The sequence below is a fragment of the Delftia sp. JD2 genome, from assembly GCF_001682645.1.
Taxonomy (GTDB): Bacteria; Pseudomonadota; Gammaproteobacteria; order Burkholderiales; family Burkholderiaceae_C; genus Comamonas; species Comamonas acidovorans.
On sequence record NZ_LFJT01000058.1, the window covers coordinates 1 to 26946 of the forward strand.

The following is a 26946-nucleotide window of genomic DNA, read 5'->3' on the forward strand; positions in this document are numbered from 1 at the left end:
CAAGCCTGTCCTTCGGCAGGCTTGCAACCCCGCAACCGCCACGCCGCAGGCGCGGACATACGGGATTGGGGAGAAGGGGCGCGCGCGGTGCGCTGCGCCCTGCTGGCGCTGGCGCTGCGGCTCAGGGAGTTACTGTGCGCCGGTCCAGAACCTTGTCTATCAGGCCCCATTCGCGGGCTTCTTCTGCGGTCATGAAGCGGTCGCGGTCCAGGTCGCGTTCCACCTCTTCGTAGCTGCGGCCGCAGTGCTGGGCGTACAGGCGTGTCACGCGGTCCTTGGTGCGCAGCATTTCCTCGGCATGGATGCGGATGTCCGAGGCCTGGCCCTGCACGCCGCCCAGCGGCTGGTGCACGTGCAGGCTGGCGTTGGGCAGGGCCATGCGGTGTCCGGGCTCGCCGGCCATGAGCAGGAAGGAGCCCATGGAGCGCGCCGTGCCCATGCACAGCGTGTGCACGGGGGACTTGATGAACTGCATGGTGTCGTACATGGCCAGGCCGCTAGTGATCACCCCGCCGGGCGAGTTGATGTAGAGGTGAATGGGCTTGTCCGGGTTCTCCGCCTCCAGGAACAGCAGTTGCGCGCAGACCAGGGCAGAGACCGCATCGTTCACCTCGCCGTTGAGAAAGATCACGCGGTCGCGCAGCAGGCGCGAGTAGATGTCGAAGGACCGCTCTCCGCGCGCCGACTGTTCGACAACCATGGGGACGAGCATCATCGATTCGCGCATGGGCGAACTCCTGTGTGTGGTGGTGAAAAAAAAAAGGGCTGCGGCCCTGTGCCGCACGCCCCGTTGCCGGGGCCCTCAGGTCGCGTGTATCAGGTCACGTGCATCAGGTCGCGTACATCAGGAAGCCGCCGTCGTTGGCCGCTTCCCTGGCGGGCTGCAGCCGCGCATCGGTCAGCACATGGACGATGCGCAGCAGCGTGCCGCCATCGGCGCCGGGGCTGATCTGCAGGTCCACCGTGCTTTCCAGAAAGGGAGGCTCAGCCTCGCGCAGCCGCAGGCGCAGTTCCTGCTGCGGCACCTGCTGCAAAGGCTCGGCATGCTCGGTGCCCGGCAGCCACTGCGCGCGCAGCTCGGGAATGCTCAGCGCGCGCCAGACCTTCTCGGGCGGGGCGTCCAGCGCGTACTCCTGCACCAGCTCGCGGGCCGCATCGTCGGTGTCCATATTGCTCATCTTGTTCATTGGTCCATGTCCTTGAGCAGGCCCTTGAGTGCATCCACGCGCTGCGGCCAGTAGGCGCGGTACTTCGCCAGCCAGCCCGCAATCTGCGCCAGCCCTTCGGGATCAACCTCGTAATGCATGAAGCGCCCCTGCCGCTGCTCGCTCACCAGCCCCGCGTTGCGCAGCACGGCCAGGTGCTGGGACATGGCCGACTGGCTGATCTCCATCCCCTCGCGCAGCGCGCTGGCATGCATGCTGCCAGCGGCCAGCTTCTCGAAGATGGAGCGGCGCGTAGGGTCGGCCAGGGCCTTGAAGATGTCGTTCTCGGGCATGGCGACACTTTAGCAATCACTTATTTCAAATGCAAGCGGTCCATGGCAAACGTCACCGACAAGGCCTGCTCAAGGAAGTCTGGCTCGGCAGGTGAATTGGGGGGTTGAAGTGGCTGACGTATAACCGCTGCACGGGGCCGCACAAGAGTCAGGAAACCCGTCACTTCCAGCCACGCAGCGCATTGGCAAAGCCGAGGGCAAAGGCTCGCAGCAGCCAGTTCACTTCATTGGAGACTCAATGGCCCATTCATCCACTGGCGGCAGCAGACCTGCAAAGCGCACTTCCCTCAAGCCACCCCGAAACAAGACCGCTCTGCTGAAAAGCCTGCTGTGGATGGTGGCAGCAGTCGGCCTGGCCCCCGATGCCCAAGCCGTCATGAAATGCCTTAGCGATGGAAAAACCTGGTACCAGGATGTCCCTTGCCCGCAAGGCACCACCGCCAGGCCCATGCAACTGGACCCGCCTCCTGCATCCCCCGAGCCTCTGCGGAATTCAATGCCGACCGAGCCCGCCACCAAGCCCGCGTCTGCCCCCGCGCCACAGGCTCTATCGCCCTCCTCCATGCTGGAGGAAGAAGCGCGCATGTGTCTTGACTGGTACCAGAAAAATGCCGGCCTGCCCCCCGACGCCACGTACCTGAGTGCCACCAAGGATCGCCGGGTGGTGACCCTCGTGATTGCCGCCCCCGTTTCCATGACAAACCACACGGGCGCCAGAGTGCAGGGCACGACGCAGACGCCAGCTTCCTGCGAGATCAACGGCGGCAAGCTCGATGACGGATGGACGCGCACCCATGCCCGGCGTGGCAACTGGATTCAGTGAATGCAGCCCCGCAGCAAAACTTTGAAATTCAACCCAATGGACACGCGCATCCTGCTTTTGCATCTGGAGCACCCGCTGCAAGCCTATTCAGGCAGTGCATCGCCCGTTGAAATCGTCCTGGCCGGCCTGGGCTACGAAGCCTCCGACTACTGGCCGGGCCTGGCCATCGAATGGCTGGAGCAAGGTGCACCGGTGAACGCTGATGTGCTTCAAGCGCTGGCCCTGGTATCTGAGAACAAGCACATTTCCCAACGGATTCGGCATCGCAGCTTGGCCGTTCTGCGCCGACATAAGGCGTAGCCGCATAGGGAACGGTTGCCAACGCCAGGCCTCCACCGTCGCCAAAAAAAAGAGCCAATCAGTACGAGTCTGCAGCGACGAGCATGGCTCTGTTCAAAACTCCGGCGCCACAGTGCACGAATTCATGGCTCCGGCAAACTGCAGCCTCCCAACGCACGCAGATTCCCTGCATGCGAAGCGCAGGCAATATGTTCGCGCCCTCACCCATCACGACACCCCAGCAGACAAGCCCTCATCCGCAAACCGCTTGGCCGCCTTGAGCAGATAGCTCACGGCATAGAGGATGGGGTCGTCAGCCTCGTCGCCATTCAGGTGGTCCACCACCTCGATGGCATATCCCAGGTCCACCGCCGTGTCGTGCAGCAGGCCCAGCAATTCCTTGTCCTGCGGCTCCAGAGACTGCGCCTGATCAGCCTTCACGTAGTAGATGCGCAGCAGGTCCCGGCAGACGCAATTGATGGCCGTGATGTTGTGGCGAGCGTGCAGTTCCAGCACATCCAGCGCGGCGCCCATGTGCAGGACGGCGTCGATGGCGAGGTCGTCGAGCTTGGGTTGGGGGGAGATGGCGAGGTTGGGTTCATCCATGGAGGCTCCCTGGGCTTGGATCATGTCGAACAACGGGCACACGCAAATCGACTGCGTGAGGCACCGCTTCATTCTACGAATTTCGTAGAGACCGAATCAATACACCCTACGACTATCGTAGGATGCCGCCCCGGACCAAACCGCCCTCCAACCTCTTTGGGAAACGCCTTCGCGAGGCCAGATTGCGTACAGGAATACCGCAGGACCAGTTGGGGGTTGCTGTCGGTCTTGATGAAACGACGGCAAGTGCGCGCATGAGCAGATACGAGACCGGGGTTCATGAACCACCAGTGGATATCGCGAACCGGATTGCGCAGGTGCTCGGCGTGCCTTCTTCTTACCTCTACTGCGAGGACGATGACCTTGCCGAGGTAATCCTGGCGTGGGGACAGCTCACTCGTGATGGGCAAGTCAGAGCGAAGAAATTGGTGCTTGGTTTGGTGGCTGGGACAGAGAAGGGGATGGGTTGAGAGAGCATCGCTCAACAGTTCTTGAGCAGATTGTTTACGGCTCCTGTCTCGACACCTTTGAATAGGCTCACAAGCTGCGCGAACGGGGCTATCGGCCAGTACCTGATCCTCGCGCGTCACGCCAGTCAACTGTCGTAGCTAGTCGACCCAGCGCTGCGCGAGAATAGCCAGACCGCGCACAATTTTTAGAGCATGAACTTCTACGATTGGATGATTTACAAGGGCCTTTCGAAGTCCTCGGCGAGGAGCTACGACGGAGCGCTCCGCGGTGCCCTGTCCGAATGGGCGATGGATGGCGGTCTGATCTCTGGCCCTCTTACCGCGCTGACCAGCTCTTCGGCTCTGGGCGCTCTTTCTCCCAGCATCCAGGAACTGCCCGTTTTCAAAGAGCGAAACGCACGCGGGCACCACATGTACAGCGCGACCTTGTCGCAGTTCGCCGCATACCTTGCGAGCAACGGTAGCGACGACATGCAAGCCGACCTCGAACAGATCATCAGCGATCCGACCACAACAGCGACTGAGAAGACAGCGCTGATCAAATCTAGGATCGGGCAGGGAGCATTCCGAGACAAGGTGCTCCTGCACTGGACCGGCTGTGCTGTCACCGGATTCAACGACACCAGCCTCCTTGTTGCGTCTCACATCAAGCCATGGAAGAAATCGACGAATAGTGAGCGACTGGACCAGTGGAACGGACTGCTGCTTTCGCCAAACCTGGACAAGGCTTTCGACAAGGGCTTCATCACATTCGAGATGGACGGCTCGATTCGCCTCTCTCCTCTTTTCATTGAGGCCGCAAAACTTGGGATCACGTCCGATATGAAGATTGCGCTGAAACCCGACCACGAAAAATACATGGCGCACCATCGAACAGAGGAGTTTAAGGGCGGGTAGTGAAAGTAGTCGACCTAAGCCGATGGGTGGCCCGAACGGCCGCTGTGTGACGCCGTGGCGACCTGGTGATTACTACTACGAGCGGTCCATCAGCAAGTCTTCTTAGCCGCCCACTTCAGTTAGGCTGACCATCGGTGCTGATTACACTCGGCTAGCTCGCTGCCATTCAGAGATCGGTTAGGAGCAGCCGGGTTGTGATGACTGCTTGGCTAGCTGCTTCAGGCTGGTAGCAGCCGCTTACGCTCAAACGCTTCGGACTACCCAAGTTAGCGGATGACTGACCAACAGACCCGGAATAACCACTACGTCCCACAGTGGTACCAGCGCGGATTTCTCCCTCCGGAGCAGTCTCGTCTCTTCCACCTGAACCTCGATCCGGACTGCAACACGCTGCCTGATGGCCGGCAGGTGCCCCGTACTGCGTTGCACCAATGGGGCACCAAGAACTGCTTCGTGGAGTACGACCTTTACACCACGCACTTTGGCTCAATCGCCAATGACGACATCGAAAAGCATCTTTTCGGCGCCATCGACGATCAGGGCGCCAAGGCAGTGCGCGCCTTCGCGCAGGGTGATCCTGTAGAGGTCCACGAGTCATTCAAGGACTTTTTCGAGTACATGGCAGCACAAAAGCTGCGCACCCCCAAGGGCCTGGACTGGATCCGCTCCTGCTATGCACAGCTGGACCAGATCAACCTGATGGTGGAGATGCAGGCCCTGCGGATGATGCACTGCACGATGTGGGCCGAGGGCGTTCGGGAAGTCGTCTCGGCGGCGGACTCGGACGTGAAGTTCATCGTGACGGACCACCCGGTGACCGTCTACAACCCGCAGATCGCCCCCACAGCGCCCGATTGCGCCTATCCGATGGACCCGATGGTGGCGTCGCTGGGCACGCAAACCGTGTTCGCGCTGGACGCCAACACCTGTCTGATCATTACCCATCTTGAATACGCGGAGGAACCAGACAGGCAAGATCTGAAGCGCTTGCGCACTAACTCGAGACACCTCGGTATGGGGATGATGCGCACGGATGCCTTCATTCGCGACCGCCGCCTTAGCCGCGACGAAGTGATCACAATCAACCACCTACTTAAGTCCCGCGCAAAGCGCAGCATCGCAGCGGCCCACAAGGATTGGCTGTACCCCGAGCGGTACTTCAGCGGCTCGTGGGCCCAGATCGCCCACGTGCTGCTACCCAAGGACGACCTTTGGCTTTTCGGCGGGGAAATCTACGTCGGCTACAAGGACGGCAGGTCCGGGTACTGGGACGAACATGGCCGCACCTCCAAGGCCCACGAGTTCCTGACCCGCAAGTCGCCGCGCAAGAACATCGCGGCCAACGACTTTTGCGGCTGTGGCAGCGCCTACGACTTCAAGGACTGCTGCCAGCGGCTGCCCTTAGCAGAGCGTCCGCCGTGGGAGGTCTATAGCCTGCGCGAGCGCAACCTGATGTTCTGCAGCGCCGTCATGGGCATACTTGGCATGCATGATGGCGCGTCCTGGGAGGACGTGCGCCGCACCCTAAGCGACGATCAGGTTCGGCGCATCCACAACGTCTTCGCCAGTTTGTGGCCCGACGACACGGACCTGGCCGCGCTGCTACCGCGGCCTCATCCAAAGAAGCTCCGCTCGGTCTACATCGGGCTAGCGGACCCGCGCACGATTGAGGCAGCGGTGGTGGGTTGGCTGCCATACGTCGACGAAATCGTACTCGTGAACCCGTTTTTCATTGGACGGAGCCTGAAGCCAGCGTTCAGCCCCATCGACTCGCCAGCCGGCCACAAAATGCAGACGCTCAAGAACGTCCTGCTGCTGTTCAAGCTAGAGCAGTACATCCGTGCCGGCGTTGTACATCTTGTGCCGGATCCTGGCGAAGTCTGCGCCCCGCTAGGCTTGCACGTCCGGGAGGTGTTGACCCATCGAACCGCCGGGAAGCCACCCAACGTCGGGTTGCACAAACGGCTCAAACTCGCCGAGGACGAGACCCGGCGCATGATCCGGATGCTGCCGGAAGATGCCCTGCGCCGCCACATTAGACAGCACACGCCTAACGCCAACGATGCGATGGTGAATCAGATGGTCGCCCACTACCGCCGCCAGGCTGAGGCCGACCCATACATCCTGCAGCAGCCACTGCCCGTGGGCAAAGCCGGAGCGCAGTACCAGATCTACAAGAGCCTGAATCTGGAGTCGGCGCTGTACCTGGCGACACTGACCGGCTCGATCATTCACGTTGACACCGATGCGCACTGGGAGCAACTCCTGATGGACGCACAGCCCGCTGGCGCGTCCTCGCAGTGTGCCTGGGAGCCTGTGCGCCAGGCCTTGGCCGAGATCACTTTCCCGGTGGACCTTGATCCGCTCCGGGTGGCCAAACGGCTAACCCATGGAGACTTGCCTCCCATCAATGCGCTGCTGCGCCGTCTAGCCGATTCGGTTCGTTCGCCGGGTAAAGGTACAACTCCTCAAGTCCTGGCCAAACAGCTGCGCCAGTCACGTGGCAAAGCTGAGCGCAAGGGGATGGACGACAACAATGCGCTCAGCATGCGGCTGGAACTGCATGTGCCGCCTGCGGGCTTTTTTCGCCACGAGGTCCAGCGGCTGCTGGTGATGTTCGCAGGCGCGACCCGCCCCCGGTCGGTGCCGTATGCGCTGCGGCTCGTGTTTGATGACCTGCAGGCGGGCGACTCAAATACCCAGGAGCAGGCGGATGGCGCTGGCGGGATCCTCGCTTCCCGACCAGAGCAGCGCCGATAGAGTTAAGGCCACTTGAACACAAAGAATGATGTGCCTACGGAAACTGGCCAACTCCAACTCCACACCTTAGCAACTGCTGCCAATGACCTGCCTCCGTGGGAGGCCGTCTACCAATAAAGTCAGCGATGGCTCGATACGGCTTTCGGAGTGGCCATGGCGTGTGACATACGCTTCATCGTCCGCATTGCACAATTCACAAGCAAGATCAGGCAATCCAGAATCCCGAGCCGATCCAGCCTTACCTCACTTAAGGAATACAAAATGTGGTCTCCAGCCAGTATCGACCAATTGCAGGAATATCGGATTGCGTTGTGCCAAGCGCCTGACGGCGCTCGTACACATGCGCTGCAACTCGCGACAGAAGCGCAGACACCGGAGCACACCGTTTTTATGACTAAAGTCGTTCCTATAGAACTACTTTTGAGAGGTAATTTGCGAGCAATCTCAAAGGCTGTCACCTTAACCAACGGTCAACGATATTGGGTAGACCCGCATGGGGTTTGGCTCACTTTGGAAGAACTTGATGCACTCGAAAGCGATGACGACTCCGAAGTTCCCTGGATCAATGGATTGCCTGCTCTTTTTGCGCCGAAATAGCAGAATATCATCCATCATCCATCATCCATCTAATAGATGATTATTCTCAATGACATGCTATTGCACACTATTTATTCGATCCGATGATCGCTCAGAACTTCCTTCGGAAATATTTTTGGAATCTTCACGGGAGAATTTCGATTTTACAGATGAAGAATCTCCAGAACGACGCCAGACGCGAAGACGACTAGACGCTGCTGGAATCCGAAGGCGACCCGATCTGCCTAGGTATGGGTGGGTTTTAGACACGAACGGTACGGTTCTCAGTACAAGCATAGAGGATCACATTAAATCCTTGCTAAGCTGCCTGAATAATGAAAGAAGCCTTGGCGATCTGAAATCAATGGGTTATAAATATTATTTTTCAGTCTTCTGGGGCGGAAATGGGACGGGAGGTGGCCCATTTATTACAAGCGAAACTTTGGCGCTTCTCGCCGGGCATGAAGCAGAAATAGAAATTTGCTTTTACTACGAAGATGCGTCTTAGTTTTCGGGTCCGGAATCAGCAGCGCTCTGAGAGGGTATGCTGCAATCGCACGTAGTGCAGAAGCAGGTTCTACAAATGAAAAGGACAGTCGAAAATATGACGCTCAGGAGTTGGCTGGCAGAGGAAATAAAAATATCTGCATACGCGGTAGAGCAGCTGAAACATCTGAAAGGCAGCAACGTCCTGGAATATCATGCAGACCGTCTTGTTCGTTATCAGGCGACGCTCTTGTCGCTCGATGAATACGAAGAATGGCTGACTGACTCCTGCGGCTGATATTTTGCCAAAGTTCCGTTGAGAATCAGCTTGCGAAATTCTCGCCATCGGGCTGACCGGGGCTCAAGCGACCATAATCCATATATTTGATTTCATCATTTTCTTATTGGCGCGGCGCTTGGATTTTCGGCCAGAGGCGGACATGGTGCTGCATCGACTGGTTGAATTCACAACGGTTGAATTCACAACGGTTGAATCCGCCGTCGTTCTACGCCAGCCAAGGCCCCGTTTTTTCCCGTCAAGATCAACGACCAACGATGGCGCTGGGCTCTTCATCGACGGCATCCTCGTCGCAATCCAGCCTCACGACATCGAACTCAACGTGATCGACGTCTGGAACTTTCCCAAAATCGACGAGGAATCCGTGAACCAGCACCAGTCCACGGCCTGCATCGATAACCCTCCCCGTGCCGCTGTACGCGTAATGTCCGGTCCTGATCAGTCTGTCGCGCCCCAGCTTTTCTCGCTCGTCCTGCGGCCAATCGAAGCCATACGGTGATTGGAGCAGCCGGACGTCCAATGCACTGAGACGATTGCGAACCCTCTGTCCGGCGCTCAAGGTGCAGGGGTGGCAGAACACGGTGACGGTCGCCTGGTCGCTGGCCAGCGTAACGGACGCAGCTTCGTCGCCCGGCTCATCGACATGCAAGACCAGAAGATCTGGAAAGACCGTGCCTGTCATGGCTTCGCGGCGGTGCTGGCCGCCTTCGCCATTTCTGCTGGCAGTTGCAGCCCATCGGCCAGCGCCACACCCAGCGCGTCAATGACCGCCCGCACGCCCGGCACGTTGCGGCGGTCGCGGTGATAGGCCAGGTACACCGGGCAGGAAGGCAGCGGCGCGTCCACCTCCAGTCGCACCAGGCCGGGCACGGCATGGGCCATGGCGTCGGGCAGCAGGCAGATGCCCTGCCCTTGCTCCGTGGCCTCCTGGCGGGCCAGGTCGGAGCCGGATCGAAAGACGAACCGGGTAGCGCCCCGGCTGGCCAGCCACAGGTTGGAGGCGTCCTGCCGGCCGGTGGCCAGGTCCTGTCCCACGAAATCGTGGCTGGCGAAGTCCTGCACGTGCAGGTGGCGATCCGGCAGGCGCTGCTCGACATAGCCGTGCGAGGCGTACAGGCCAAACGTCAGTTGCCCCGCCCATTTCTCCACCACCACGGCCGAACTGGAGCGCCCGACCCTAAGCGCGACGTCCACTTCGCGCCGCCCGACATCCGTGAAGCGCGACTCCACGGCCACTTCGATATGCAGCCCGGGATGCGCGCTTCTCAACTGCGAGAGCACGGCGGTCACGGGCTTCACGAAGCCCTCGCCCATGCTGACGCGGATGGTGCCGGTCAGCGCATGGGCCTTCTCATCGGGCCGGTCGTCGCGCTTGATGCCGCCCAGTCCCAGCTCGAACTGCTCGGCCAGTTCCACCAGTTCCATTGCATCGGGCTCGACCGTCGTCCCTGCGCTGCTGCGGTGTACCAGGGCGCGGCCCAGGGATTGCTCCAGCGCCTCGATGCGCCGCGCGACGGTCGAGGTGGACAGGCCCAGGGCAGCGCCTGCGGCAAGCAGGCTTTGGTGGCGGTGAAGCGCCAGGAGCACGCGCAGGTCATCCCAGGTGGTGGGCGATTGGTTTTTCATGAATGCAAATCAGCTTACCAGCGCTGCCCATTCCCAGCCGGGCACCCCGTCGCAATACTCGAGTGCATGAAAACCCCTTTTGATTTCTCCCAGAAAACCGTCCTGGTGACCGGCGCCTCCATGGGCATCGGTGAAGTATTCGCCAGGGAACTTGCCCGCCGTGGCGCCAAAGTCGTGCTGATCGCGCGCAGCCGCGACAGGCTCGAGAAGCTCGCCAGCGAATTGCCCGGCGCCGAATTCCTGGTGGAGGACCTGGCCACACCCGGGGCGGCCCGGCGGGTCTTCGATGCCGCCAGCGCCAGGGGCCTGCTGCCGGATCTGCTGGTGAACAACGCCGGCTTCGGCACCCACGGCAGGTTTGATGAACTGGCGCTGGCCATGCAGCGGGAGGCCATCGATCTGAATGTGGGCGCCCTGGTGGAATTGACGCACCTGTGTCTCCCCGCACTGGAGCAGCGCCAGGGCGGCGTCATCAACATCGCCTCCACGGCAGCGTTTCAGCCGGTCCCGTACATGGCGGTCTACGCCGCGACCAAGGCATTCGTCCTTTCGTTCAGCGAAGCGCTCTGGGCCGAGTACCGGCCGCGCGGCGTGCGCGTGCTGGCGTTGTGCCCGGGCGCTACCGACACGGCGTTCTTCACCCGCGCCGGCGAGGCCGCATCCTTCGGGAAAAAAGCATCCAGCGAAGACGTGGTTCGCCTGGGGCTGAAAGCCTTCGACGACAACCGCGCCTCGATGGTGCACGGCTGCGCCAACTACCTGACGGCCCTGGGCGGGCGCATTGTCACGCGCGAGTTCATGGCCCGGTTCACGGCCCGCGTGATGAGGCCTGCAGCGCAGCCGGCTTGAAGACGACTGCCAAGAGACAGCGATAGAAAAAACCTGTCCCCTTCCCAACCCTAGTCCAGCACGAGCCTTGCTAGCCTTGGCACATGCTGATCTCCGAACTCGCCCAGCTCACGGGCGTCTCCATCCACGCGCTGCGCCACTACGAGCGCGCGGGCCTGCTCAAGCCCCGGCGCCTGCCCAATGGCTACCGCGACTATCCGCGCTCGGCCCGGCGCGAGGTGGTGTTCATCGCCATGTCCCGCGCGCTGGGGTTCGGGCTGCCGCGCATTGCGGAGAACCTGCGCGCCTGGCGTGCGGGGCGCATAGGCCCCGGTGACCTGGCCGATGCCGTGCAGCAGCGCGTGCAGGAGATAGACGAACAGATCGCTGCGCTGCAGGCCCAGCGCGCCCAGGCCCTGGACCATGTGCAGTGGCTGCGCGCCCGCCAGGCCGAGCGGGATCTGGCGCAGATGGCACCGGCCCCAGCCAGCACCCCCGACAAACCCGCCGCGCCCTGGCCGCGCGTGCGCCGTGCCGCTTCACCCACCACGAAGGAGACAAGCCATGACTGAGCCGATCACCCACCCCACCCCATCCACCCAGGCGCTGCAGAAGGCCGTGCTGGCCATGCCCATGGCGCGCACCCTGGGCCTGCGCTTCGTGCGGGCCGAGCCCGGCGCCACCGAGCTGGAGATGCCCATTGCCGATGCCCTGTGCTTTCAGCCGGGCCAGTTGCAGGCCACGGCGATCTTTGCGCTGGGCGACTTTGCGGCGGTGTCAGCCGCAGGCTCTGTGCTACCGCCAGGCTGGGCCAATGCCACGGTGGACGGCAGCGTGAAGCTCTTCGCGCCCGCACGCGGCACCCACCTGCGGGCGCGCGGCCGCGTGGTGGATGCCGGCCGCGTGCTCAGCATCTGCGCGGCGGACCTGTACGCAGTGGCCGAGGATGGACATGAAACGCATTGCGCGACCTGGCTGGGGACGGCGCGCAATCTGGAGCCGAGGCCAGCGCGGGCCTGAGAACGATCCCCCGGTCTTCCCACCCCGTATGTCAGCGCCTGCGTCGTGGCGGTTGCGGGGTTGCAGTCCTGCCGAAGGACAGGACTGTTTCGTGATCTGACTTGCCGCAGTTGTTTGAGCGGCGCGCGAAGCGCAAAGCGAGTTCTGCGGCAAACCCCGCAACCGCCACGACGCAGGTTGCCCGCAGCGAAGCGGAGGGTCGCGGACATCCGGGTCGCCTTCTTTGATCTGACCTTTCTTGGCGAATCAAGAAAGGGCAGTCGGCTGCCGGGCCGAGACCCGGCCTCGAAAAGGAACCGCCCGGCAGGGTCAAAAAACAGCCCCCAGGCGGCCCCCCCGCTTTAAAAGCTCACCCCTGCAGCTTCGCCCGCCGCGCCTTCACCGCCGCAGCCAGCTGCTCCAGCACAGGCACGGTCTGCTCCAGGCTGATGCAGGCATCGGTCACGGACACGCCATGCGCCAGCGGCTGGCCGTCCACGATGTCCTGCCGCCCTTCCTGCAGGTGGCTTTCGATCATCAGCCCCGTGATGCGGGCATCGCCACCGGCGATCTGCTGGGCCACGTCGGCCGCCACGTCGATCTGACGGCGGTGCTGCTTGCTGCTGTTGGCGTGGGAGACATCGATCATGACCTGCGGGCGCAGGCCTGCGCCTTCCAGCAGGGCGCAGGCGGCCTGCACATGCTCGGCGCCGTAGTTGGGCTGCTTGCCGCCGCGCAGGATGACGTGGCAGTCGCCATTGCCGCGGGTCTCGAAGATGGCGGACTGGCCCATCTTGGTCATGCCCATGAAGGCGTGGGGCGCGCTGGCCGCCTGGATGGCATCGCTGGCCACCTTGACGCCGCCGTCCGTGCCGTTCTTGAAGCCCACAGGGCAGGACAGGCCGCTGGCCAGCTGGCGGTGGCTCTGGCTTTCCGTGGTGCGCGCGCCGATGGCGCCCCAGCTGACCAGGTCGCTGATGAATTGCGGCGACAGCAGGTCCAGGAATTCCGTGCCCACGGGCAGGCCCAGGGCCAGCACGTCCAGCAGCAGGGCGCGGGCCATTTCCAGGCCTTCGTTGATGGCGAAGCTGCCGTCCAGGTGCGGGTCGTTGATGTAGCCCTTCCAGCCCACGGTGGTGCGGGGCTTCTCGAAGTAGACGCGCATGACCACGAGCAGCTCGCCAGCCAGGACGTCGGCCTGGGCCTTGAGCTGGCGCGCATAGTCCATGGCCTGGTCGTGGTCGTGAATGGAGCAGGGTCCGACGACGACGATGAGCCGGTCGTCCCGGCCCTGCAGCACGTCCGAGATGGCGGCGCGGCTGGTTTCCACCAGTTGCTGCGCGGCTTCGGGCGCGGGCAGCCATTCCTGCAGCAGGGCCGGGGTGATCAGGGGGCGCACGGCCTTGATGCGCAGGTCGTCGATGCGGGTGGTGTCGTGCGTGCTCAGGGGCACGGCACTGCGTTGTACGTGGGTGGGGGTGGTCATGGCGCTATTGTCGCGCCTTGAGGTTTCCCGACCGGGGCGGGGCAAGTGGCTTGCCCGCCCCTTGGCATCGACTTACTGAGCCGCCGCTGCCGGTGCCGGTGCCGGTGCCGACTCTGGCACGGCCGGCACAGCGGCCGGTGCCGCGCCGTACTGCCAGCCGGCGGGCAGCAGGCCATCGACCCAGTGCAGGCGCCAGGCCATCAGCGCCAGCAAGGCCACCACGGCCAGCGCCACCAGGGTGTTGCGCAGGCCGTTGCCCTCCGCATAGGGGTCGCCCGCCGTGCGCCGTGCACCCACCGGCACCTTGGCGGTCTGCGAGAGGCTGCGGCCCAGCGGCAGGTTGATGCGCATGCGGCCGTTGATGGCCCAGCCGCTGGCGTCCAGGATGGGCCCCAGGCTGCGCTGGCGCAGCTTGAGCCAGGCAATCATCATGCTGGGCCCGGAGATGGCCGCGATGAGGCCGACCAGGGCCACGGGAATCCAGGGCCCCAGGTCGATGAACTTGCCGAAGATGCCCACCAGCACGGCGCTGATGGAGCCCAGGGCCACGCCCAGGGCGGCCACGGTGCCCACATCGGTCTTGCGCGATGCCGCAGCGGTGGCGGCTGTAGCAGCTGTGGCGTTGGCCGCAGCGGTGCCGGGCGCCGTGACCAGCTGGCCGGCCTGCGTGCCCAGGCTGGCGGTCACGCCCTCTTCCTTGGCCGAGGCGCGCTTGGCCACCTGTTCCTCCACCATGCGCAGGAATTTCTTGTAGGGCAGGAAGAAGGCCTGGCCGATGCTGGTGGGGTTCTCGATGAGCTTGACGATGGTGGCGTCCCAGTCGTTGCCCGCGCGGTCATAGAACACGCCGTTGCGGCCCACGAAGAGAAAATCCACATCGCCCGCCGTGAAGGCCGCGACGATGGCTTTCTTCTTGCCCTCGCGCCGCAGCTCGCAGTAGGCCAGGCAGGTCTTGGCACGGCCGGCCAGCGCGGCGTGGGCGGCGGTGTCGCTCACTTCCACGGTCAGGTCGCAGCTGCGCGCATCCAGGTAGAGCGTGCCGGCCTGGAAGGCCGCGCCCTCGCGCCGGTAGAAGCTGCTGAACGAGACGAAGTTGTTGAGCAGCGCCAGCAGGTCGCGCTGCAGGCGGATGAGCTTTTCCAGCGCCACAGCCTGCAGGCTGTGTTCCTTCTCGGACTCGTCCTGGGCGATGAGGTCCAGCAGCGCGGCTTCCTGGCCGCCGTCCAGCAGCGCCTGCACCTCCTGTTGCGACAGGGCATCGAGCGGCGTGGCGGGCCGGGCCGCCAGCCATTGGCGGCAGGGCTGCAGCGCGGCCTTGACCTGCTCCCACTGCGCGGCGGTGATCTCCTGCAGGTCTTCGCCCAGCACGGGCTGCACGGCCTGCTCGCGCAGGGCCTGCAGCGCACCGGCCCAGGCGGGGTTGACGCCCTGGGCCAGCGGCAGCGCGCGGTCGGCCGCCACGGCGGCCAGCGGCAGCGCGGCAATGGCCTGGGCGCCGCTGTCCAGCACTTCGCGGCCCAGGGCGGCATAGCCTTCGATGGAGGGGTTGAGCGGGTCCTGCGCGCGTGTGTCGAAGGCGGCCAGCCGCGTGCGTGCGAAGAAGTCGTCCACCTTGGCCTGCACCGCGTCCACGGCGCGGGCCGCGGCCAGGGCCTGGTCGCGCTCGGCAATGCCGCAGCCCAGGGCCTCGGCGCCTGCATGCCAGTCGCGCAGGGAACGCAGGTCGGCATAGAAGGACTCGGCCTGCTTGCGTGCGATGCCGGCCACGCCATCGGCGCCCGCCGCCGTGCCATAGGCCTTGCCGATGCGCTCGACCAGCGCGGCCAGCGCCTTGTCGTCCCCGGCGGTGGCGGGGCTGACGATGCCGTCGCCATTGAAGCGCATGGCCGCCAGGGAGGCCAGGCGCTCGCGCACCTGGGCCAGGCTCAGCGCGGCGCCGCCGGCCTGGCCGGACAGGGCCAGCATGCGCTCGGCCTCGGCATGCAGCAGGGCGCCCTGCTCGCTGTCGCGCTCCAGGCTGGACAGTTGCAGCACGTCGCCGCCATCGGCCAGCACCTGGGGGTCACGCACGCGCGCCACGGCCCATTGGCAGGCGGCGATCAGTTCGGGCGGGCGGATGCGGCCGTCCTTGTCTTCGTCGATCAGGTCCAGCGTGTCGCTGTCGAACTCGATGCCGCGCGTGGGGCAGGCCAGGGCCACCCACAGCTTCTGGTCCAGCTCGCCGATGTGCGCAATGTCCTGCCCGGTGCGGATGACCACCTGGTCCACTCCACCGGCGCGAAAAAACTCCCAAGCATGTTGCTGCTGCATGAAATACCCAACGGCCGCTCTGGCCAACATTCAAAAAACGAAAACGAAAAACCGAAAAAGGGCCGCAGTTTAAAAGTCATTCGGCCTGCTCAATTGAAGACATTTGTCAACGATGGGCGTCAGCACAGGCTGTCAGGGCTGGCGCTTTGTGTGAAAATAAAAGCACTGAATAGATACTTTATTGCCTCCATGCCCTCCAACTCCACCGCGTCGGCCCCTCAACAAGGCCGGGACAAGCTGCACCTGCAGCTGGCGCGGCTGTTCCGCAGCAAGGTGTCCACGGGCGCCTGGCCCGTAGGCAGCGCCATTCCCACGGTGCCGGAGCTGGAGGCGCTGCATGGCGTGTCGCGCACCACGGTGCGCATGGCACTGGGCGCCCTGGTGGCAGAGGGCCTGCTGCTCACGCGCAAGCGCGGCGGCACGCGGGTGATTGCGGCGCCCTACAAGCCGCCGTCCTTTCTGCTGCCCACCAGCTGGAAGGAGCTGGTGGCCTTTGGCGCCCACATCGGCCAGATCACCCTGCACACCGGGCGCGACTGCCTGCCGCCGATTCCCGAAGGCTTCCCCGACGTGGGCCGCATGGCCCCCGCCTACGTGCACCTGCTGCGCGTGTACGACCATGACGCGGCGCGGTTCTGCCTGTCGCAGCTGTACCTGGAGCAGCAACTGTTCCCCGAGATCGAGGCCCAGCTGGAGCGCAGCTCCCTGGCCGTGGCCCTGAGCAGCGACCCCTCGCGCATTGCCGTGGCGCGCCAGCACCTGAGCGTGGCGCCAGCCGACGAACTGGCCGCCGAGCACCTGGGCGTGGCCCTGGGCACGCCGCTGATGCAGGCGCTGCGCTGGGCCTGCAACGCCGACGGGCTGCTGATCTACTGGGCGCGGGTGCGCTTTCTCAGCGAGTACGTGCATATGGAAATGGATCTCCTGAAATGAACCCGACTTCCTCATTCCCCGCTTCACGCCCGCATGCGGGCCGCGTGGCCTGGATCACCGGCTCGACCAGCGGCATCGGCCTGGCCGTGGCGCGCCATCTGGCCAGCGAGGGCGCAGCCATCGCGCTGCATGGCCAGGCCGCCGCTTCTGCCGAGACCGATGCGCTGGTGCGCGAGATCGCCCAGGCCCACGGCGTGCCCGTGCGCCACTACGGGCTGGACCTGCGCGACGGCAGCGCCATCGCGCCGCTGGCCCGGCGCATTGCGGCCGAGCTGGGGCCCATCGACATCCTGGTCAACAACGCAGGCATGCAGCATGTGAGCCCGCTGCTCGAATTCCCGGCCGACAAGTGGGACGAGCTGCTGGCCGTCAACCTCTCGGCGCCCTTCCACGCCATCCAGGCATGCGCGCCGCAGATGCTGGAGCGCGGCTGGGGCCGCATCATCAATATCGCCTCGGTCAGCGGGCTGGTGGGCGTGGCGCGCAAGCCGGCCTATGTGGCCAGCAAGCACGGGCTGATCGGCCTGACCAAGTCGGTGGCGCTGGAGTTCGCCACCACGCCCGTGACCTGCAACGCCATCTGCCCCGGCTGGGTGCTGACGCCGCTGGTGCAACGGCAGATCGATGCGCTGGCAGCGCGCGAGGGGCTGGATGCCGACGCGGCGGCGCGCCAGCTGCTGGGCGCCAAGCAGCCCTCCCAGGCCTTCGTGACCGTGGAGCAGGTGGCGGCGCTGGCCGGTTTCCTGGCCAGCGAGCAGGCCGCCCAGGTGCGCGGCGCACACTGGAACATGGACGGCGGCTTTGCCGCCGCCTGACCCCGCCACGCCTCGCCCTGCCCCGCCAAACACCTTTTCATACCAACGACAGACAAACCCAACCAGGAGAGACAGATGTCCTTGAACGAAACCCATGACGCAGGCCTGCGCAGCTGGGTGGCCTCGGCCAATACCGGCGCCAGCGACTTTCCCATCCAGAACCTGCCGTTTGCGGTGTTCCGCCGCGCAGGCAGCCAGGAGGCCTGGCGCGGCGGCGTGGCCATTGGCGACCAGGTGCTGGACCTGGCGCGCGCAAGCGCGATCAAGGCGCTGGGCGATGCCGTGCAGCCGCAGCTGGAAGCCGCTTCGCAGCAGCACCTGAACGGCTTCATGGCCATGGGTCCGGCCGCCTGGTCGGCCCTGCGCCTGGCGCTGTCGCGCGCGCTGCGCGAAGGCGCTGCCGCACAGGCGGCCCTGCAGGATTGCCTGGTGGCCCAGTCCGACGTGGAGTACACGGTGCCGGCCCAGGTCGGCGACTACACGGACTTCTATACCTCGGTGCACCACGCCACCAACGTCGGCAAGCTGTTCCGCCCGGACAACCCGCTGATGGAAAACTACAAGTGGGTGCCGATTGGCTACCACGGCCGTGCGTCCAGCCTGCGCGTGTCGGGCGTGGACTTCCGCCGCCCCATGGGCCAGCTGAAGGCACCCGACGCCGCCGCACCCGCGCTCAAGCCCTGCGCACGCCTGGACTATGAGCTGGAGATGGGCATCTACACCGGCGCCGGCAACGCCTGGGGCGAGGCGATTTCCATGGACGAGGCAGAGAACCACATCTTCGGCCTGTGCCTGCTCAACGACTGGTCGGCGCGCGACATCCAGGCCTGGGAATACCAGCCGCTGGGCCCCTTCCTGTCGAAGAACTTCGCCACCACGGTCTCGCCCTGGGTCGTGACGCTGGAGGCGCTGGAGCCCTACCGCACGGCCTTCACGCGGCCCGCCGCCGATCCCCAGCCCCTGCCCTACCTGAGCTCGGCCGCCAATTCCGAGCGCGGCGCGTTCGACGTGCAGTTGAGCGTGGCGCTGGAGACCGGCCGCATGCGCGCCGAAGGCCAGGCCGCCCAGCAGATCACCCACACCAGCTACCGCCACGCCTACTGGACCATGGCCCAGCTGGTGGCCCACCACAGCGTCAACGGCTGCGACCTGCAGCCCGGTGACCTGCTGGGCACGGGCACGCTGTCCGGCCCCACCTCCAGCGAGGCCGGTGCGCTGCTGGAGCTGACCGAAGGCGGCAAGAAGCCCGTGGCGCTGGCCAATGGCGAGAGCCGCACCTTCCTGCAGGATGGCGATGCCGTGATCCTGCGCGGCTGGTGCGAGAAGCCGGGCGCCGCGCGCATCGGCTTCGGCGAGTGCCGCGCCACCGTGCTGCCCGCGCGCCAGGCCTGATGGCAACGGCAGATCGATCGGGGCCGATGGATCGGCCCGATTGATCTGCGCGATTGATCTGCGCGATTGGTCTGACCGATTGATTCACCCGATCGATCCGCCCGAATGTCGTGATTCCGACAGCCATGAGTGCATGACACAATTGCTGACATGCCCGCCCCATCGGAAGACGCCATCTCAGCACCTCCCGCCACCATCGACTTCGGAAGGCAGGCGGCCCCTGCCCGGCAGGAGCCCGCCTTTGCCGAGCCCGGCAGTGCCAGCAGGCCCGACACGGCCGACTCTGCCAAGAGCCCCAGCAAACTGCCGCCCTCGATAGCGAGCGCCTTCGCCGCCGCAGCCTATGCGCTGCAGCACGGCGATGACGCCGCTGCCCCCAACGAGCGGGCAGGCGCCGGCGCACATGCCGGCGTCACCAGCTTCACGGGCGGACAGGGCACCGGCCTGATGCCGGGCCTGTACGCCAGCCTGATTGGCGAGCCCTCACGCGACTACTACCTGCGCCTGTTCGAGCGCTTCGACGCGCTGGGCAAGCCCTTGCCTACCTGGAATCTGGCCGCAGGCCTGTTCACCCTGCCCTGGTGCGGGCTGCGCGGGCTGTGGCAAGAGGGCGGCCTCTATGCGCTGGCCGCCGGCGGCACGGGCCTGGTCTGGGGCCTGCTGCTGCGCCCCGCGCTGGGCCTGCCCCCGGCGATTGCCCACGGCATCGATGCCACGCTGATCCTGCTGGCCATTGCCATTCCCGGCCTGGGCGCCAATGCCCTGTACTGGCACCATGTGCGCCGCCACACGCTGCAAGCCATTGGCGAGGCCCCCAACATGGCCGCAGCGCACGAACGCCTGGCCCGCCGCGCGGCCACGCCCCTGCGCAAGCGCCTGGCCGTGGCGGCCGGTGCGGTGCTTGCCGCCGCTGCCGGTGCAGGCATCTGGGCGATGTCGGGCATGCCACATTTCATGGCGGCACAGACCGAGGTGACTCCGTCCGAATCCATACCGGCCGCTGCACCAGTTTCGCCAGTTGCACCAGCCGTGGCGCCAACGCCCGCCGCAGCCGTACCTGCCGTTGAAACGCCAAGGACGGAACCGGCGCCCGCACCCGCACCCGCCCCCATACCCCAGCCGCAAGAGCCGGTTGCCCAGACCGAGGCGCGCCCTGATCCGCAAGCGCCCTTGCCCGCTGCCGGCAGCACCGTCTCCGGCACGGTCGAACCCATGCCCGGAGTGGCAGCGACCGGCGCCGCGGGTGCCGTCGCGGCCACTGCAGCGGCAGCCATTCCCGTCAAGGCCGCGTTGGTGCCAGCCAAAGCACCTGCGCCTGCATCTGCACCTGCGCCAGCGTCCGTGCACGCAGCCACGCCAGCGCCCGCCAAGCCCTCCAAGGTGGCGGCTGAAACCAAACCAGCCAAGCCCGCCAAGCCCGCCGAACCCGTCGCAAAGGCCCCGGCACCTGCCAAGGCCGCCTCGGCGGCTCTGGAGCCGGGCAACTACTACATCAACATCGGCGTGTTCTCTGAAGCTGGCAATGCCGGGCGCGTGGTGGAGCGGTTGGAGAAAGCCAAGCTGCCCACGCTCAGCCAGACCCTGCACAGCAACAAGGGCGAGATCGTGCGCGTGCGCTCGGGCCCCTTTGCAAAGCAGCGCAGCGCCGATCAGGCGGCGGCCAAGATACGCGCCATGGGCATGGAGGCCACGGTCTTCCACCACGCCCCCGCGGAAGGCCGCAGCGCGCGGCGCTGAAGCCTTTGCTGCCACCTGTTACTTCCGCATGCCTTCGGCTTCGCCTTGGCCCGGCTCAGCCCGGCTAAGGTATGCGGCATTGTCCGAGGCAGCGCGCCCGCGCCCGCCCTGATACTGCGCAGCAACACCCCATGAATCGAGGAGACAGACCATGCCGATGACCGCCCCCGCCCTCCAACGCCGCCTTGCCGCCCTGGCCCTGCTGGGCGCCACCACCCTGGTGGCAGGCTGCGCCGGCATGAGCAATCCTTTTGGTGGCAGCAGCGGCGGTGGGGCGCAACCGGCACCGCGCCCCGTGCAGGTCTGCAATGCGGCATCGGCGCAGTCCTTCGTGGGCAAGAGCAATACATCGGCCACGTTGGAGGCCGCCCGCAAGCAGTCGGGCGCCTACATGGCCCGCGTGCTGCGCGAAGGCCAGCCAACGACGATGGAGTTCAACCAGGAACGCCTGAACCTGGTGGTCGACGGCACAGGCCGCATCGTGGCCGTGCGCTGCGGCTGATCGCCGGCCGATTGCGCGGTGGCGCTGGATGAAAAAAGGACGCCGAGGCGTCCTTTTTCAATGGTCGTTGGCCCGCTCACTCGGCCAGGAACAGCTCCTGCAGGTCGCTGAGGAAGTCAAAGCCCCGCTCCGTAGGCACCACCCGGCCCAGGTCGCGCGTGATCAGGCCCTTGGCCTGTGCGGCGTCCAGCCCCTTGGCGATGGACGACAGCGGCAGGCCCGTGCGCTCCATGAAGTCCTGCAGCGCAAAGCCTTCGCGCAGGCGCAGCGCGTTGAGCATGTACTCGAAGGGCAGGTCGGCACGGCGCACCTCGCCGTCCTGCGCCAGCGGCGCGCCGGCCAGGGCCTGGTCCATGTAGCGCGCGGGATCGCGAAAGCGCACCTGGCGCACGATGCGGTGCGCAAAGCTGAGCTTGCTGTGCGCGCCCGCGCCTATGCCCAGGTAGTCGCCGAACTGCCAGTAGTTGCGGTTGTGCCAGCACTGGTGGCCCTCACGCGCATAGGCCGAGATCTCGTAGCGCTGCATGCCCGCGGCAGCGGTGCGCGCGGTGATGCGGTCCAGCATGTCGTAGGCCAGGTCGTCCTCGGGGATGGCCGGCGGAAACTTGGCGAAATACGTATTGGGCTCGATGGTCAGGTGATAGACCGACAGGTGCGGCGGGGCGAAGGACATGGCCACGTCCAGGTCCCGCGCCAGGTCCAGTTCGGTCTGGCCGGGCAGCGCGTACATCAGGTCGATGTTGAAGGTCTCGAAGCTGTCGGCCGCCTCGCGCACAGCCGCACGCGCCTGGGCGCCGTCGTGCACGCGGCCCACGGCCTGCAGCAGGCGGTCGTCAAAGCTCTGCACGCCAATGGACAGCCGCGTGACACCGGCCGCGCGGAAGGCGCGGAAGCGGTCGGTCTCGAAGGTGCCGGGGTTGGCCTCCATGGTGATCTCGCAGTCGGCCTCCATGCGCAGGCGCGCGCGGATGGCGGCCAGCAGCCGGTCGATGGACTCGGGCGCGAACAGGCTGGGCGTGCCGCCGCCGATGAAGATGCTGTGCACGGTGCGGCCCCAGATCAGCGGCAGCGCGCTCTCCAGGTCGGCGACCAGAGCGTCGATGTAGCGGTCTTCGGGCAGCTCGGGGCCGTCGCGGCCGTGCTCGTGCGAGTTGAAGTCGCAGTACGGGCACTTGCGAATGCACCAGGGCAGGTGCACATACAGCGACAGCGGCGGCAGGCTGCCCAGCTGCAGCGTGCCGGGGCGCATGTAGTGCTGGATGTCGCGCTGCACGGCGGCCTGGGCGCCGGAGGCCGAATCCTGGGGCTGGATGGGAATCATCGCACCCAGCGCTCGCGCACGAGTTCGATCATCTGCAGCGTGGCGCGGCCGCGGTGGCTATGCGCGTGCTTCACGGCCGGGTCCATCTCGGCAAAGGTCTGGCCCAGCTCGGGGATGTACATCACGGGGTCGAAGCCGAAGCCCTGCGTGCCACGGCGCTCGGTGGTGATCTCGCCGAGCACACGGCCCATGGCGATCAGCGGCTCGGGGTCCCTGGCGCTGCGCACGCCCACCAGGGTGCTGACCATGGCGGCACGGCGGTCGGCCACGCCCTGCATCTGCTCCAGCAGGGCGCGCACGTTGTTGTCGTCGCTTTTCTCGTAGCCGAACTGCGTGCAGTAGTAGGCCGTGTCCACGCCCGGCAGGCCGCCGAAGTGCGAGACGCACATGCCGGCGTCGTCGGCAATGGCGGGCAGGCCCGTGCGCTCGGCCGCGAAGCGGGCCTTGGACAGCGCGTTCTCCACGAAGGTGCAATGCGGCTCGGGCGCCTCGCCCTCGAACAGGTCGCCCTGGCGAATCAGTTCAACGCCCAGCGGGGCGAACATGGCTTGCAGCTCGGCGAGCTTGCCGCGGTTGTTGGAGGCCAACACAATCTTCATCGTAGAAATCCAGTCGGGCGCCCGTGCGCCCTTTGTCGTCAATAGGTTCGGTAGTCCATGCGCGCCACCGGCACCGCTGCTGCGGGCCGGCAGCGGCGTTCAGCGCTTGAACTGGCGCTCGGCCGAGCGGCGTATCGCCTCGTTGATCTCGGCGATGGAGCGCTCGATGGCGGCGTCATCCAGCTCATCTTCCAGGTCTTCGATTGGCCCCCCCTGGATCGTGGATTCAAACGCGTCGTTCTCGATGTCCTGGGTGGAGATGCCCATGGTGGACTCGAAGGCGTCGGGCGTCTCCCACTCCATGGCGATGGCCGTGACGTTGTCGCTGGCATCGCCCGCGTTGCGCAGCGCCGTTTCCACCAGCTGGGGGATGGCCTGGGACACGGTGCGGCCGTGCAGGGTGCGCATCAGGTGCCCTTCGTCCACGCTGCCCCACAGGCCGTCGGAGCACAGCAGCAGCTTGTCGCCCTGCTCCAGCCGGCGCGGCTCGGTCACGTCGTAGATGGGCTTGGACGGCGAGCCCAGGCAGGTGAACAGCACATTGCGGCTGGATGTCTTGAGCTGCGCGGCGATCTCGCCCATCTCCAGATAGGAGTGGTCGCGCGTGCGCACCAGCAGCTCGCCACCGCGCACCAGGTACAGGCGCGAGTCGCCGCAGTGGATCCAGGTGATCTTGCCCTTCTGGATGACGGCCGCCACCAGCGTGGTGCGCGGCGTATCGATCATGCCCTTGGCGCTGGCGTAGCGCAGGATCTGCCGGTGCGCGTGCAGCAGCGCATCGACCAGAAAGCCCTGCGGATCGTCCAGCAGCGGCTTGGCCTGGCGCTGGAAATGCACGGACATCACCTGCAGCGCCAGCTGCGCGGCGACCTCGCCTTCGGGATGGCCGCCCATGCCGTCGGCCAGCACGAAGAGCACGGCCTCCCGCGTGTAGCAGTAGCCCATGCGGTCTTCATTGAGCGCCCGGCCGCCGCGGCGGCTCAGCTGAAATACCGAAAACCTCATGGCTTGCGCTCCTGGCCGACGGCCGGCAGGCCTGCCGCGCCGCTGATCTTCTGCATGTTCTTCTTGGCGTCGGTCACCAGCGTGTCCAGTTGCAGGCGCATGCGTTCGGAGACACTGAGCTTGGTGTAGCGGCGCTCACCCTCGCGGCTCAATTCCTTTTGCAGCGCAAACACCGACTGCGGGCGCGAACCCGGGTCCATGGCCATGCACCACTCGACGACTTCGATGAGGTTGTCCGAGTACACGCCGCGCAGCTTGGTCAGCGCCAGCGTGAGCCGGTCCTTGTCCTGGCGCTGCGGCGCCTCGTTGGGCGGAAAGCCCTGCATGCAGGCATAGATGCAGGCGCCAATCGCGTAGATGTCGGTCCAGGGGCCGAGCGACGCATCGCGGCGGTACATCTCGGGCGCGGCAAAGCCCGGGGTGTACATGGGGCGGATGAAGTTGCCTTCCTTGGACAGCACCTCGCGCGCCGCGCCGAAGTCGATCATCACGGCGCGGTCATCATTGGTGATGAAGATGTTGGCCGGCTTGATGTCCAGGTGCAGCATCTTGTGCTGGTGCACGATGCGCAGGCCGCGCAGCACCTCGTCGAACAGCGAGCGGATGGTCGATTCGCGGAACACCTTCTCGGCCTTGAGCTCGCGCGCGGTGACAACGAAGTCCTGCAGGGTGGCACCCTCCAGGTAGTTCATCACCATGTAGACGGTTTCGTTCTCGCGAAAGAAATTGAGCACGCTGACCACGGAAGCGTGCGAGATCTGTGCAAGGGAACGCCCTTCCTCGAAGAAGCTCTTGAGGCCCAGGCGGTACAGTGAAAGCTTTTCGGGAGCCACGGCGGGCTGCAGCTCTCCGGGGGCACGGGTGGCCAGCGATGCGGGCAGGTATTCCTTGATCGCAACCTGCTTGCCCTCTGCATCCAAGGCCAGGTAAACGACGCCGAAACCGCCGGAAGCAAGCCTGCGCACCACCCGATAGCCGCCGATCGTGCTGCCTGGCGGCAATGGCGCCGGCTTGATCTTGGAAGACATTTTTCTCCGGTGAGTCTCAGGGATGAGGCGAAACCCGGATAATCGGGCAATTGCAAGCATCCATCAAAAGTCCAATGCCAGTTTACAGCATGACCGGATACGCCAGTGCCCAGCACGGCGCGTCCGCAGAAGATGGTGGAGCGTCGGGCCGCAACAGCCGGCTCGGTCTGGAGATCCGCTCGGTCAACAGCCGCTTCCTGGATCTTTCGTTCCGCCTGCCCGACGAGTTGCGCGCCCATGAGCCGGCCCTGCGGGCCCTTCTGACCGCCCGCCTCAAGCGCGGCAAGGTCGAAGTGCGCGCCGCCATCGACAACGACGACGGCAACTCCCTGCCCGACCCCTCCACCGCCATGCTGCAGCGCCTGGCCATGCTCCAGGACACCGTCCAGTCATGGCTGCCCGACGCTCGCAGCCTGTCCGTCTCCGACGCACTGCGCCTGGCCAGCGGCGGCGCCAACTCGGCCATCGACTGGAGCAGCGTGCTGCCCACGCTGGCAGAGCAGGCCCTGACCGAACTGCTGGAAGCCCGCGCCCGCGAAGGCAAGCGCCTGGCCACCATGCTGCTGGACCGCATCGCCCAGTTGCGCAAGCTCGCGGCAGACGCCACGCCCCTGGTGCCCCAGCTTGTGGAGCAGCAGCGCCAGCGCTTCATGGAGCGCTGGAAGGAAGCGATGGCCCTGGCCGAAGGCGCCGTGGCGCCCGAAGCCGCCCAGGACCGCGCCCTGACCGAGGCCACGGCCTTTGCCATCCGCATCGACGTGGCGGAAGAAGTCACCCGCCTGGACTCGCACCTGGACGAGATCCAGAGCCTGCTCAAGAAGGGCGGCGAGATCGGCAAGCGCCTGGATTTCCTGATCCAGGAACTGCACCGCGAAGCCAACACGCTGGGCTCCAAGTCCGCCACGCTGGAGCTGACCCGCATCAGCGTGGACATGAAGGTGCTGATCGAGCAGATGCGCGAGCAGGTGCAGAACATCGAATAAGCCCATCACAGATGCCCATGCGTAACCAAACTGCGCACAAATCCATGGATTACCCCGGAAACCTCTTTGTCGTCTCGGCCCCCAGCGGGGCCGGCAAGTCCAGCCTGGTGCGAGCCTTGCGCGAGTTCGATGCGCGCGTCTCGCCCTCAGTCTCCCACACCACCCGCGCGCCGCGTGGCCAGGAAAAGCACGGCCGCGAGTACTACTTCGTCTCCGACCAGGAATTCGACACCATGGTGTCGAACAACGCCTTCGTCGAATGGGCGAATGTGCACAGCCGCCGCTACGGCACGGCCAAGAAGGCGCTGGAAGAGCGCATCCAGGTCGGCACCGACGTGCTGCTGGAGATCGACTACCAGGGCGCGCTGCAGGTCAAGGAAGCGTTTCCGAACGCCGTTCTGATCTTCATCCTGCCGCCCAGCTGGGACGAGCTTCGCGCACGCCTGGAAAACCGGGGCGAGGATGCGCCCGAGGTGATCGAACTGCGCCTGACGAACGCGGCCGAGGAGATGGCCCAGGTGGCGAAATTCGACTTCGTTATAATCAACGAATTGTTCGAGAGCGCACTGTTTGATCTCAAGACGATCATCCACGCTCAGCGCCTCAAGTATGCGGCTCAGCGCAGCCGCCGCGCAGAGACCTTCGAGTCTCTCAATATTTCTGTACCCAACTGACGTTTCCCGGAGATC

29 protein-coding genes are annotated in these 26946 nt (G+C 65.2%); 17 read left to right on the forward strand and 12 right to left on the reverse strand.

The genetic code is table 11. From position 1 onward, the window contains the following. Positions 1-121 precede the first annotated feature (121 nt). From ACM14_RS24025 to ACM14_RS24035, 3 genes are all read right to left on the reverse strand, one after another. Entirely contained in the window at positions 122-727 is a 606-nt protein-coding gene (locus tag ACM14_RS24025) for an ATP-dependent Clp protease proteolytic subunit (RefSeq protein ID WP_013803771.1), read from the reverse strand. Between the two features lie 103 nt (positions 728-830). Further along, on the reverse strand, positions 831-1187 hold the full coding sequence (locus ACM14_RS24030) for an SRPBCC domain-containing protein (RefSeq protein ID WP_065347535.1): 357 nt from the start codon (positions 1185-1187) through the stop codon (positions 831-833). Further along, entirely contained in the window at positions 1184-1498 is a 315-nt protein-coding gene (locus ACM14_RS24035) for a helix-turn-helix transcriptional regulator (protein WP_012203973.1), read from the reverse strand. Before ACM14_RS24035 ends, ACM14_RS24030 begins: the two co-directional genes overlap by 4 nt. Before the next feature lie 238 nt (positions 1499-1736). On the opposite strand from ACM14_RS24035, the gene ACM14_RS31785 reads away from it, so the two are divergent. Both ACM14_RS31785 and ACM14_RS24045 read left to right on the forward strand, forming a co-directional pair. Beyond that, a complete protein-coding gene (locus ACM14_RS31785; RefSeq protein WP_139093487.1) occupies positions 1737-2321 on the forward strand; it encodes a DUF4124 domain-containing protein in 585 nt (194 codons plus the stop codon). Further along, positions 2322-2621 carry a hypothetical protein gene (locus tag ACM14_RS24045; protein ID WP_065347537.1) on the forward strand — a complete coding sequence of 100 codons (300 nt, stop codon included), beginning with the start codon at positions 2322-2324 and terminating at the stop codon, positions 2619-2621. Positions 2622-2828: 207 nt separating this feature from the next. On the opposite strand, the gene ACM14_RS24050 is transcribed toward ACM14_RS24045, so the two are convergent. Beyond that, positions 2829-3206: a hypothetical protein gene (locus tag ACM14_RS24050; protein WP_065347560.1), complete on the reverse strand. Its 378-nt coding sequence runs from the start codon at positions 3204-3206 to the stop codon at positions 2829-2831. A 122-nt stretch (positions 3207-3328) separates the two neighbouring features. Between ACM14_RS24050 and ACM14_RS24055 the strand changes: the two genes are divergently transcribed. From ACM14_RS24055 to ACM14_RS24070, 5 genes are all read left to right on the forward strand, one after another. Continuing rightward, positions 3329-3676: a helix-turn-helix domain-containing protein gene (locus tag ACM14_RS24055; RefSeq protein ID WP_065347538.1), complete on the forward strand. Its 348-nt coding sequence runs from the start codon at positions 3329-3331 to the stop codon at positions 3674-3676. Positions 3677-3868: 192 nt separating this feature from the next. Further along, positions 3869-4573, forward strand: coding sequence for an HNH endonuclease (locus tag ACM14_RS24060; protein ID WP_065347539.1), 705 nt, complete (start codon positions 3869-3871; stop codon positions 4571-4573). Positions 4574-4846: 273 nt separating this feature from the next. Beyond that, the gene (locus ACM14_RS24065; protein WP_065347540.1) at positions 4847-7333 is read left to right on the forward strand and encodes a DUF4238 domain-containing protein; all 2487 of its coding nucleotides are present in this window, start codon (positions 4847-4849) and stop codon (positions 7331-7333) included. Between the two features lie 261 nt (positions 7334-7594). After that, complete coding sequence (locus ACM14_RS31790) at positions 7595-7930, forward strand: hypothetical protein (protein WP_139093488.1); 336 nt, start codon at positions 7595-7597, stop codon at positions 7928-7930. Positions 7931-8453: 523 nt separating this feature from the next. Beyond that, positions 8454-8693, forward strand: coding sequence for a hypothetical protein (locus ACM14_RS24070; RefSeq protein WP_065347541.1), 240 nt, complete (start codon positions 8454-8456; stop codon positions 8691-8693). Positions 8694-8937: 244 nt separating this feature from the next. Here the strand turns inward: ACM14_RS24070 and ACM14_RS24075 are convergent, their stop codons facing one another. Then, positions 8938-9375: a hypothetical protein gene (locus ACM14_RS24075; protein ID WP_065347542.1), complete on the reverse strand. Its 438-nt coding sequence runs from the start codon at positions 9373-9375 to the stop codon at positions 8938-8940. Beyond that, entirely contained in the window at positions 9372-10319 is a 948-nt protein-coding gene (locus ACM14_RS24080) for a LysR family transcriptional regulator (RefSeq protein WP_065347543.1), read from the reverse strand. The genes ACM14_RS24075 and ACM14_RS24080 overlap by 4 nt, the downstream gene beginning before the upstream one ends. A gap of 66 nt (positions 10320-10385) precedes the next feature. On the opposite strand from ACM14_RS24080, the gene ACM14_RS24085 reads away from it, so the two are divergent. From ACM14_RS24085 to ACM14_RS24095, 3 genes are all read left to right on the forward strand, one after another. Beyond that, entirely contained in the window at positions 10386-11168 is a 783-nt protein-coding gene (locus tag ACM14_RS24085) for an SDR family oxidoreductase (protein WP_065347544.1), read from the forward strand. Positions 11169-11251: 83 nt separating this feature from the next. Continuing rightward, entirely contained in the window at positions 11252-11719 is a 468-nt protein-coding gene (locus ACM14_RS24090) for a MerR family DNA-binding transcriptional regulator (RefSeq protein ID WP_012203968.1), read from the forward strand. Beyond that, on the forward strand, positions 11712-12167 hold the full coding sequence (locus ACM14_RS24095) for a PaaI family thioesterase (RefSeq protein ID WP_065347545.1): 456 nt from the start codon (positions 11712-11714) through the stop codon (positions 12165-12167). Before ACM14_RS24090 ends, ACM14_RS24095 begins: the two co-directional genes overlap by 8 nt. Before the next feature lie 349 nt (positions 12168-12516). Here ACM14_RS24095 and ACM14_RS24100 read toward each other — a convergent pair whose 3' ends face one another. Together ACM14_RS24100 and ACM14_RS24105 are read right to left on the reverse strand one after the other, a co-directional pair. Continuing rightward, positions 12517-13632 (reverse strand): 3-deoxy-7-phosphoheptulonate synthase, encoded by a 1116-nt coding sequence (locus tag ACM14_RS24100; protein WP_065347546.1) that lies wholly within the window; start codon positions 13630-13632, stop codon positions 12517-12519. 72 nt (positions 13633-13704) lie between these two features. Continuing rightward, positions 13705-15942 (reverse strand): hypothetical protein, encoded by a 2238-nt coding sequence (locus tag ACM14_RS24105; protein ID WP_065347547.1) that lies wholly within the window; start codon positions 15940-15942, stop codon positions 13705-13707. A 189-nt stretch (positions 15943-16131) separates the two neighbouring features. Here ACM14_RS24105 and ACM14_RS24110 point away from each other — a divergent pair, with 189 nt between their 5' ends. The 5 genes from ACM14_RS24110 (at position 16132) to ACM14_RS24130 (ending at position 21321) form a co-directional block, all read left to right on the forward strand. Beyond that, a complete protein-coding gene (locus tag ACM14_RS24110; protein WP_065347548.1) occupies positions 16132-16875 on the forward strand; it encodes a GntR family transcriptional regulator in 744 nt (247 codons plus the stop codon). Continuing rightward, positions 16872-17690, forward strand: coding sequence for a 3-hydroxybutyrate dehydrogenase (locus ACM14_RS24115; RefSeq protein ID WP_065347549.1), 819 nt, complete (start codon positions 16872-16874; stop codon positions 17688-17690). The genes ACM14_RS24110 and ACM14_RS24115 overlap by 4 nt, the downstream gene beginning before the upstream one ends. Before the next feature lie 75 nt (positions 17691-17765). Further along, positions 17766-19082, forward strand: coding sequence for a fumarylacetoacetase (gene fahA, locus ACM14_RS24120; RefSeq protein WP_065347550.1), 1317 nt, complete (start codon positions 17766-17768; stop codon positions 19080-19082). 150 nt (positions 19083-19232) lie between these two features. Continuing rightward, entirely contained in the window at positions 19233-20819 is a 1587-nt protein-coding gene (locus ACM14_RS24125) for an SPOR domain-containing protein (RefSeq protein WP_065347551.1), read from the forward strand. Between the two features lie 151 nt (positions 20820-20970). Further along, on the forward strand, positions 20971-21321 hold the full coding sequence (locus ACM14_RS24130; RefSeq protein WP_034390989.1) for an I78 family peptidase inhibitor: 351 nt from the start codon (positions 20971-20973) through the stop codon (positions 21319-21321). Between the two features lie 76 nt (positions 21322-21397). Here ACM14_RS24130 and hemW read toward each other — a convergent pair whose 3' ends face one another. From hemW to ACM14_RS24150, 4 genes are all read right to left on the reverse strand, one after another. After that, positions 21398-22642 carry a radical SAM family heme chaperone HemW gene (hemW, locus tag ACM14_RS24135; protein ID WP_012203958.1) on the reverse strand — a complete coding sequence of 415 codons (1245 nt, stop codon included), beginning with the start codon at positions 22640-22642 and terminating at the stop codon, positions 21398-21400. After that, positions 22639-23241 carry an RdgB/HAM1 family non-canonical purine NTP pyrophosphatase gene (rdgB, locus tag ACM14_RS24140; RefSeq protein ID WP_012203957.1) on the reverse strand — a complete coding sequence of 201 codons (603 nt, stop codon included), beginning with the start codon at positions 23239-23241 and terminating at the stop codon, positions 22639-22641. Before rdgB ends, hemW begins: the two co-directional genes overlap by 4 nt. A gap of 99 nt (positions 23242-23340) precedes the next feature. Then, positions 23341-24246: a PP2C family serine/threonine-protein phosphatase gene (locus ACM14_RS24145; protein ID WP_012203956.1), complete on the reverse strand. Its 906-nt coding sequence runs from the start codon at positions 24244-24246 to the stop codon at positions 23341-23343. Continuing rightward, positions 24243-25274, reverse strand: a complete 1032-nt coding sequence (locus ACM14_RS24150) for a serine/threonine-protein kinase (RefSeq protein ID WP_012203955.1) — start codon at positions 25272-25274, stop codon at positions 24243-24245. The genes ACM14_RS24145 and ACM14_RS24150 overlap by 4 nt, the downstream gene beginning before the upstream one ends. 89 nt (positions 25275-25363) lie before the next feature. Between ACM14_RS24150 and ACM14_RS24155 the strand changes: the two genes are divergently transcribed. Together ACM14_RS24155 and gmk are read left to right on the forward strand one after the other, a co-directional pair. Next, entirely contained in the window at positions 25364-26257 is an 894-nt protein-coding gene (locus tag ACM14_RS24155; protein WP_065347552.1) for a YicC/YloC family endoribonuclease, read from the forward strand. Between the two features lie 44 nt (positions 26258-26301). Further along, positions 26302-26931, forward strand: a complete 630-nt coding sequence (gmk, locus tag ACM14_RS24160) for a guanylate kinase (RefSeq protein ID WP_013803794.1) — start codon at positions 26302-26304, stop codon at positions 26929-26931. Positions 26932-26946: the final 15 nt, after the last annotated feature.

Excerpts from the sequence above, each read along its gene's own strand:
- ACM14_RS24025 (WP_013803771.1), bottom strand. The coding sequence starts at position 727 with ATGCGCGAATCGATGATGCTCGTCCCCATGGTTGTCGAACAGTCGGCG.
- ACM14_RS24030 (WP_065347535.1), bottom strand. The coding sequence starts at position 1,187 with ATGAACAAGATGAGCAATATGGACACCGACGATGCGGCCCGCGAGCTG.
- ACM14_RS24035 (WP_012203973.1), bottom strand. The coding sequence starts at position 1,498 with ATGCCCGAGAACGACATCTTCAAGGCCCTGGCCGACCCTACGCGCCGC.
- ACM14_RS31785 (WP_139093487.1), top strand. The coding sequence starts at position 1,737 with ATGGCCCATTCATCCACTGGCGGCAGCAGACCTGCAAAGCGCACTTCC.
- ACM14_RS24045 (WP_065347537.1), top strand. The coding sequence starts at position 2,322 with ATGCAGCCCCGCAGCAAAACTTTGAAATTCAACCCAATGGACACGCGC.
- ACM14_RS24050 (WP_065347560.1), bottom strand. The coding sequence starts at position 3,206 with ATGGATGAACCCAACCTCGCCATCTCCCCCCAACCCAAGCTCGACGAC.
- ACM14_RS24055 (WP_065347538.1), top strand. The coding sequence starts at position 3,329 with ATGCCGCCCCGGACCAAACCGCCCTCCAACCTCTTTGGGAAACGCCTT.
- ACM14_RS24060 (WP_065347539.1), top strand. The coding sequence starts at position 3,869 with ATGAACTTCTACGATTGGATGATTTACAAGGGCCTTTCGAAGTCCTCG.
- ACM14_RS24065 (WP_065347540.1), top strand. The coding sequence starts at position 4,847 with ATGACTGACCAACAGACCCGGAATAACCACTACGTCCCACAGTGGTAC.
- ACM14_RS31790 (WP_139093488.1), top strand. The coding sequence starts at position 7,595 with ATGTGGTCTCCAGCCAGTATCGACCAATTGCAGGAATATCGGATTGCG.
- ACM14_RS24070 (WP_065347541.1), top strand. The coding sequence starts at position 8,454 with ATGCTGCAATCGCACGTAGTGCAGAAGCAGGTTCTACAAATGAAAAGG.
- ACM14_RS24075 (WP_065347542.1), bottom strand. The coding sequence starts at position 9,375 with ATGACAGGCACGGTCTTTCCAGATCTTCTGGTCTTGCATGTCGATGAG.
- ACM14_RS24080 (WP_065347543.1), bottom strand. The coding sequence starts at position 10,319 with ATGAAAAACCAATCGCCCACCACCTGGGATGACCTGCGCGTGCTCCTG.
- ACM14_RS24085 (WP_065347544.1), top strand. The coding sequence starts at position 10,386 with ATGAAAACCCCTTTTGATTTCTCCCAGAAAACCGTCCTGGTGACCGGC.
- ACM14_RS24090 (WP_012203968.1), top strand. The coding sequence starts at position 11,252 with ATGCTGATCTCCGAACTCGCCCAGCTCACGGGCGTCTCCATCCACGCG.
- ACM14_RS24095 (WP_065347545.1), top strand. The coding sequence starts at position 11,712 with ATGACTGAGCCGATCACCCACCCCACCCCATCCACCCAGGCGCTGCAG.
- ACM14_RS24100 (WP_065347546.1), bottom strand. The coding sequence starts at position 13,632 with ATGACCACCCCCACCCACGTACAACGCAGTGCCGTGCCCCTGAGCACG.
- ACM14_RS24105 (WP_065347547.1), bottom strand. The coding sequence starts at position 15,942 with ATGCAGCAGCAACATGCTTGGGAGTTTTTTCGCGCCGGTGGAGTGGAC.
- ACM14_RS24110 (WP_065347548.1), top strand. The coding sequence starts at position 16,132 with ATGCCCTCCAACTCCACCGCGTCGGCCCCTCAACAAGGCCGGGACAAG.
- ACM14_RS24115 (WP_065347549.1), top strand. The coding sequence starts at position 16,872 with ATGAACCCGACTTCCTCATTCCCCGCTTCACGCCCGCATGCGGGCCGC.
- fahA (WP_065347550.1), top strand. The coding sequence starts at position 17,766 with ATGTCCTTGAACGAAACCCATGACGCAGGCCTGCGCAGCTGGGTGGCC.
- ACM14_RS24125 (WP_065347551.1), top strand. The coding sequence starts at position 19,233 with ATGCCCGCCCCATCGGAAGACGCCATCTCAGCACCTCCCGCCACCATC.
- ACM14_RS24130 (WP_034390989.1), top strand. The coding sequence starts at position 20,971 with ATGCCGATGACCGCCCCCGCCCTCCAACGCCGCCTTGCCGCCCTGGCC.
- hemW (WP_012203958.1), bottom strand. The coding sequence starts at position 22,642 with ATGATTCCCATCCAGCCCCAGGATTCGGCCTCCGGCGCCCAGGCCGCC.
- rdgB (WP_012203957.1), bottom strand. The coding sequence starts at position 23,241 with ATGAAGATTGTGTTGGCCTCCAACAACCGCGGCAAGCTCGCCGAGCTG.
- ACM14_RS24145 (WP_012203956.1), bottom strand. The coding sequence starts at position 24,246 with ATGAGGTTTTCGGTATTTCAGCTGAGCCGCCGCGGCGGCCGGGCGCTC.
- ACM14_RS24150 (WP_012203955.1), bottom strand. The coding sequence starts at position 25,274 with ATGTCTTCCAAGATCAAGCCGGCGCCATTGCCGCCAGGCAGCACGATC.
- ACM14_RS24155 (WP_065347552.1), top strand. The coding sequence starts at position 25,364 with ATGACCGGATACGCCAGTGCCCAGCACGGCGCGTCCGCAGAAGATGGT.
- gmk (WP_013803794.1), top strand. The coding sequence starts at position 26,302 with ATGGATTACCCCGGAAACCTCTTTGTCGTCTCGGCCCCCAGCGGGGCC.